Origin of the sequence: Intrasporangium sp. DVR (assembly GCF_040365325.1) — a bacterium.
Taxonomy (GTDB): domain Bacteria; phylum Actinomycetota; class Actinomycetes; order Actinomycetales; family Dermatophilaceae; genus Intrasporangium.
Map to the genome: position 1 here is coordinate 250943 of NZ_BAABZW010000009.1, position 6145 is coordinate 257087.

Sequence of the window (6145 nt, forward strand, 5' to 3'; positions counted from 1 at the left end):
TCAGGCCACCTCCTCCTCGGACCGACGAGCGCGGATGCCGCTGGGCTCCTCGCTCGCGGACGTGGCCCCGCGCTCCTCCCGCTCCTGCGCCTCCGCGAGCGACTGGGCCCTGACCGCGGCCTCGTAGCCCTCGACGAAGCACGCGATCTCGCCCTCGCTCGCCTCGGCCTTGGAGACGTAGGCGATGAAGTCGGAGCCGAGCTCGCGCGGGTCGCGCTCGCTGACGACGGTCGTGCCGCGAACGCCCCGCTCGATCCGCCCGTCGGGCTCGTGGAACACCTGCAGGACGTGCGGGAACCGTGACTTGAGCCGGTCCATGAGGGAGTCGGGTCGTGCGCGGTCGGTGACGGTGACGCGCAGCCAGGAGTCCTCGTGAGTGGTGTGCGCGGGGTCGGCGAGCAGGTCCTCGAGGAGGCCCCGGAGCGTCGCCATCGCGCGGGGCTGGACGATCTCGACCTCGGTCACCTGGACGGGGCCGGCGGCGGGCAGGTCGACGAGGAGGGCGCACTTGGTGTGGTCCTGCTCCGAGAACGAGTAGCGCAGCGGCGAGCCGGAGTAGCGGACGACCGACCCCGCGGCACACTCGGGGGCCTGGGGTCCGTGCAGGTGCCCGAGGGCGGCGTAGTCGATCCCCTCGAACACGGTGCCGGCGACACGGTCGACCCCGCCGACGGCGATCGACCGCTCCGAGTCGCTCGGCTCGGCGCCGGCGACGAAGGCGTGCGCCACGACGACCGAGCGGACGCCGGCGCGCCCGCCGAGGTCCTCGCGGATCCTCGCGCAGGCCGCGCCCACGACGGCCTGGTGCGAGCGGGGGAGGGTCTCACCGCCGCGGGCCAGGGCAGCCCGTGCGTGGTCGACGTCGAGGTAGGGGATGCCGTAGATCGCCGCCTGCACCCCGTCGGAGCCCTCGAGGAGCACGGGCAGGTCGATCATCGAGATGTCGGTGATCATCCGGATGCGGTCGCGGAAGAGGCCGGAGCCGTAGCCCAGCCGGATCGCCGAGTCGTGGTTGCCGGACGTGACGACGACGGTGGTCACCTGGGAGAGCCGCGACAGGGTCCACTCGAAGAGCTGGACCGACTCGACGGGCGGCACCCCGCGGTCGTAGACGTCACCGGCCACGACCACCGCGTCGATCGGGACGCCATCCGGCGGGTCCTCGACGAGCTCACAGATCCGCTCGAGGACGGCCGACTGCGCCTCGTGGAGGCTGACCCCGTGGAGGGTCCGCCCGAGGTGCCAGTCCGACGTGTGAAGCAACCGCATGCCATGAAGGTAGGACGGCCCGCCGACACCCATCGCGCGGACACGCCACGTGGGACGAATGAGGCCGGATGCCGCTGGGTTCCCTCCTCGTCGAGTGGCCAGCTCGTGCCACACCTGGTTGGTGTCAGTGGCTACGGGCACGATGGGCAGCATGAGCCGCGAGTTCCAGGTCACCTTCGATGCAGCCGACCCGATCGAGCTCAGCCTGTTCTGGGCCGAGGTCCTCGACTACGTGGTCCAGCCGCCTCCCGGGAGCGACCTGCCTCCCGAGACACCTGCGGCCGACGTGCTGGCGGCCTGGGCAGCCTTCCTCACGGCGACGGGCGTGCCGGCGGAGCGGCACCGTTCGGCGTCGGCGATCATCGACCCCGCCGGCGCGCGGCCGCGGGTGTTCTTCCAGCAGGTCCCCGAGCCGAAGTCCGCGAAGAACCGGGTCCACCTCGACGTCCGGGCCGCGCCGGGCCTCGAGGGGGACGAGCGGATGGCTGCGCTCGAGACTGAGTGTGAGCGCCTGGTCTCCCTGGGTGCCAGCAGGATCCGGCGCTTCGAGCCGGACCCGCCGATGTCGTCGGGCTTCATCGTGATGGCCGATCCCGGCGGCAACGAGTTCTGCCTCGACTGACCTGCCCCGACGAAGGAGATACTCCTGCCATGGCTTACGACGAGGAGCTCGCCAACCGGATCCGGTTCCTGATCGGACCTGATCCGGTCGTCGCGGAGAAGAAGATGTTCGGCGGTCTGGCCTTCTTGGCGCACGGCAACATGGCCGTCGCCGCGAGCGGGCAGGGCGGCCTGCTCGTCAGAGTCGACCCGCAGCGGTCGGACGCCCTGGTCGACGACGTCCACGTCCGACGGATGGAGATGCAGGGTCGGCAGATGGCCGGCTGGTTGCGGGTCGACGGTGACGTGGTCGACGACGACGCGGAGCTGCGTCGGTGGGTCGACGAGGGTCTTGGCTACGCCCGCACGCTGCCGCCGAAACGCTGAGGCTGGGGAGCCGTCGGCGACGAACGACCGTTGGTGGTCGCGCAGGCTACGCCCCTGGCGTGCCACGGTGGCTCCCCACCGCGCTCAGTGACCAACGGTCGTCCGGCGACGACAGGGACCGAAAAGAGCTGTCAGTCCTTGGGGTTGAAGAAACCCAGGATCATCGACACGAACGTGATGATGAGGGACCCGAGGATCGCGTCCCAGAAGAAGCTCTCCACGTGGAACGCGAGGTCGAACTTGTCGGCGAGCCACGACGTGAGCTGGAGCATCAACGCGTTGATGATGAAGACGAAGAGGCCCAGCGTCAGGATGATGAAGGGCAGCGACACGACCTTCGCGATCGGTCGCACGAACGTGTTGAGGATGCCGAAGATCAGCGCCACGAGCAGGACGGTCCGGACGATGGCCCAGGTGTCCGGCTCGTTCCCGAAGGTGATCCCGTCGACGAGGAGGGCGGCGATCCACAGCGCGATGCCGTTGATGACGGTCTTGATCACGAAGTTGAGCAGCATGGCCGTCAGTCTTCCACGCGCTCAAGTCGATCGGCGGGAATGCCGGGGTACTCGTCGCCGGGGATCCGCGGCTGGAACATCGTGTTGAGTCGCAGCAGGTCGGTGTCGACCATCTTCAGCTGTCCGACGGCGTCCTTGATCGGCACGCGCACGATGTGGCCCTGCTGCAGCGCGACCATCTCGCCCCAAGCGCTGTCGAGCGCCGCCTCGACCGCCGCGACCCCGAAGCGCGTGCCGAGGACCCGGTCGAAGGCGACCGGCGAGCCACCGCGCTGGATGTGGCCCAGGGCCGTCATTCGGCTCTCGATCCCGGTCCGGCCCTGGATCTCGCGGGCGAGGATCGAGCCGATGCCGCCGAGGATCTGGTGGCCGTACTTGTCCATCTCGGGCTCCGGCAGCTCCATCGTGCCCGGCTTCGGCAGCGCCCCCTCGGCGACGACGATGATCGTCGCGAAGCGACCCTTGCGGTGCCGGTGGACGATCCGCTCGCAGACCTCGCCGATGTCGAAGGGCTCCTCGGGGACCAAGGTGATGGCGGCGCCGCCGGCGATCCCCGACCAGATGGCGATGTGGCCCACGTGCCGCCCCATGACCTCGACGACGAGGACCCGGTGGTGCGACTCGGCCGTCGTGTGGAGCCGGTCGATCGCGTCGGTGCAGATCTGCACCGCAGTCTGGAAACCGAACGTCATCTCGGTCATGGAGATGTCGTTGTCGATGGTCTTGGGGACGCCGACGACGGGGAAGCCGTTCTCGTGGAGCCGCGCGAGGACACTCATCGAGCCCTCGCCGCCGACGCCGATGATGGCGTCGAGGCCGTGCCGGTCGTAGGCCTTGCGGACCTTCTTCAGGCCGTCCTCGAAGGCGAACGGCTGGTCGCGGCTCGTCCCGAGGATGGTCCCGCCGAGCGGGAGGATCCCGCGGCAGCGGTCGACGTCGAGCAGCTCGAAGTCGTTGTCCATCACCCCGCGCCAGGCGTTGCGGAAGCCGACCATCGTGCTGTCGTAGGTCACCTCGGCGGCGCGGACCGCGCCCCGGATGACGGCATTGAGGCCGGGACAGTCCCCGCCCCCGGTGAGGATGCCGATGCGCATGTGCGACGTCCTTCGTGTGTGGGCATGCAGAAGAGTCGAGGCGGCGTTGGCGCGACAGTGTGAGCCTAGCCACATCAGGCCGTATGCCGCTGGGCTGGGTCCACGGGTCGGGACCCTCCGAGCGCTCCCGCCCATCAATAGAGTGGTGCGCATGACCGACGACGCCGTCCTGCCCTCATCCTCCGCATCGGGTGCCTCGCCGACGGTGCGGTTGCGACAGGTCCTCGGGCAGATGCCGGACTACAAGCCGGGCAAGCCCGCCGCCGCACCGGCCGGGGTGACGCCGTACAAGCTGTCGTCCAACGAGAACCCCTACCGCCCGCTCCCGTCGGTCCTCACGGCGATCGCCGAGGCGGCGACCTCCATCAACCGCTATCCCGACATGGCGGTGGGTGCCCTGCGCGAACGGCTCGGACGGGCACTGAGCGTGTCCGCGGACTGCATCGCCACCGGCACGGGGTCGGTCGCCGTGCTCGCGCAGATCGTCCAGGCCGCGTGCGACGCGGGTGACGAGGTCGTCTTCGCGTGGCGGTCGTTCGAGGCGTACCCGATCGTGACGCAGCTGGCCGGCGCCACGCCGGTCCTGGTCCCCCTCGATGACGAGGCGCGGCACCGGCTCGACGCCATGGCTGACGCCATCACCGAGCGGACCCGCGTCGTGCTCGTCTGCACGCCGAACAACCCGACCGGTCCCTCGGTGCACCGCGCAGAGCTCGACGCGTTCCTCGACCGGGTGCCGAGCGACGTCATCGTCGTCGTCGACGAGGCCTACGTCGAGTTCGTCCGCGACCCCGAGGCGGTGCGCGGCCTGGAGGTGTGGCGCGAGCGGCCCAACGTCGTCGTGCTCCGAACGTTCTCCAAGGCCTATGGGCTGGCGGGTCTGCGCGTGGGATTTGCGGTCGCCCACCCCGAGGTCGCCGCGGCGATCCGCAAGACGGCGACCCCCTTCGGGGTCAACTCGGTGGCCCAGGTCGCCGCGGTCGCCTCCCTCGACGCCTTCGACGAGCTGAACGAGCGGGTGGAGTCCCTCGTCGCCGAGCGCGAGCGGGTCGTCCGCGCCCTGCAGGACCAGGGCTGGAAGCTGCCCCAGACGGATGCCAACTTCGTGTGGTTCCCGCTGGGCTCTGACTCGACCGCGTTCTCCGAGGCGTGTGAGGAGTCCGGCCTCATGGTGCGCCAGTACGGCGACGACGGGGTCCGGGTGACCATCGGGGAGGCCGAGGCAAACACCCGGCTGCTCGAGGTGGCCGAGAAGTTCGGGGCCCGGTAGGCGCGCGGTCCGGCCATGTGGGCGGCCTTGACGTTCCTCGTGGCTCGAGGGCGGGTCCTCGGAGGCTCGTTGGCGCTCGCGGGAGTCCTGGCTCTCGTTCCGTCGGTGTTCTGGCCGACGATGAGCCTGACGCAGCCCGGAGTCATGCTCGGCGACGGCAAGCAGCGCGACTTGGTGAACCTCGAGTGGAGCTGGGGGCAGTACGCCTTCCTCGGCGCTCCGGAGGAGATGGGCCCTTCCGAGATGAGCAACCCGTGGGGACTCGCCTACCTCGTGCTCATGCTCGTCGTGGGAGCGAGCGGAGCCGTGGCGTGGCTCGTCGTCCCCGGCCTCCCCGGTCGGCTCCTCGGTGCTGCCGGCACGGCCGTTCTGGGTTCCTACGTCGCGCACATCGTCGTCGAACGGCAGAGCGAGCAGTCGCTGTTCTACGGGTCCGAGAATGTGATCCTCCGCGGGACGCCACCGGCGGGACGCTTCGAGCAAGGGTCGCTCGTCCTGCTCGCTCTCGGGCTGCTGGTCATGCTCTGGAGCTCGCTGGTCATCGTGGCGCGACGAGCCTGGGCGGCGGCGTCCGCCCTGGCTGCGACGGCCCGAGGGGAGGACGAGGCGACCGCCCGACCGGTGGACGACCCTCGCGCGGGCGGCGTCATCCTCCACGGGGAGCGGACCGGTGACCGGCCACTGCCCCCGCGAGCGCCTCGGACCGCACCGGCCGAACCGGTCGGGTTCACCGATCCCACGCCCGATGACCACGACTTCGGGCCGCCGTCCTCGTAGCGGCCCGCTGCGTCGGCGGGTCGTCGCTCCGGGAAGCCCGCGGCCCCGGCCTCCCTGTCGCACTGACCCGCCTGACGGGTCAGTGCGGCTTGCTGATCACCGGGTCGCACTGACTTGCCTGACGGGTCAGTGCGGCTTGCTGATCACCGGGTCGCACTGACTTGCCTGACGGGTCAGTGCGGCTTGCTGATCACCGGGTGTCAAGGGCCATCTGTTTCTGCCCAGGGGCGGTC

General features: G+C 70.3%; 7 protein-coding genes. 4 read left to right on the forward strand and 3 right to left on the reverse strand.

Annotation, left to right across the window (positions count from 1 at the left end; genetic code table 11):
* A complete protein-coding gene (locus ABWV20_RS09560) occupies positions 1–1269 on the reverse strand; it encodes an exonuclease SbcCD subunit D (protein ID WP_353354838.1) in 1269 nt (422 codons plus the stop codon).
* 151 nt (positions 1270–1420) lie between these two features.
* Here ABWV20_RS09560 and ABWV20_RS09565 point away from each other — a divergent pair, with 151 nt between their 5' ends.
* Both ABWV20_RS09565 and ABWV20_RS09570 read left to right on the forward strand, forming a co-directional pair.
* The gene (locus tag ABWV20_RS09565) at positions 1421–1891 is read left to right on the forward strand and encodes a VOC family protein (protein WP_353354840.1); all 471 of its coding nucleotides are present in this window, start codon (positions 1421–1423) and stop codon (positions 1889–1891) included.
* 29 nt (positions 1892–1920) lie between these two features.
* Positions 1921–2256, forward strand: a complete 336-nt coding sequence (locus ABWV20_RS09570) for a TfoX/Sxy family protein (RefSeq protein ID WP_353354842.1) — start codon at positions 1921–1923, stop codon at positions 2254–2256.
* 131 nt (positions 2257–2387) lie between these two features.
* Here the strand turns inward: ABWV20_RS09570 and ABWV20_RS09575 are convergent, their stop codons facing one another.
* A complete protein-coding gene (locus ABWV20_RS09575; RefSeq protein ID WP_353354843.1) occupies positions 2388–2771 on the reverse strand; it encodes a phage holin family protein in 384 nt (127 codons plus the stop codon).
* A gap of 5 nt (positions 2772–2776) precedes the next feature.
* Entirely contained in the window at positions 2777–3865 is a 1089-nt protein-coding gene (locus tag ABWV20_RS09580) for a 6-phosphofructokinase (protein ID WP_353354844.1), read from the reverse strand.
* A gap of 151 nt (positions 3866–4016) precedes the next feature.
* Between ABWV20_RS09580 and hisC the strand changes: the two genes are divergently transcribed.
* Together hisC and ABWV20_RS09590 are read left to right on the forward strand one after the other, a co-directional pair.
* Entirely contained in the window at positions 4017–5135 is a 1119-nt protein-coding gene (hisC, locus tag ABWV20_RS09585; RefSeq protein WP_353354846.1) for a histidinol-phosphate transaminase, read from the forward strand.
* A 15-nt stretch (positions 5136–5150) separates the two neighbouring features.
* Entirely contained in the window at positions 5151–5912 is a 762-nt protein-coding gene (locus tag ABWV20_RS09590) for a hypothetical protein (RefSeq protein ID WP_353354847.1), read from the forward strand.
* Positions 5913–6145 lie beyond the last annotated feature (233 nt).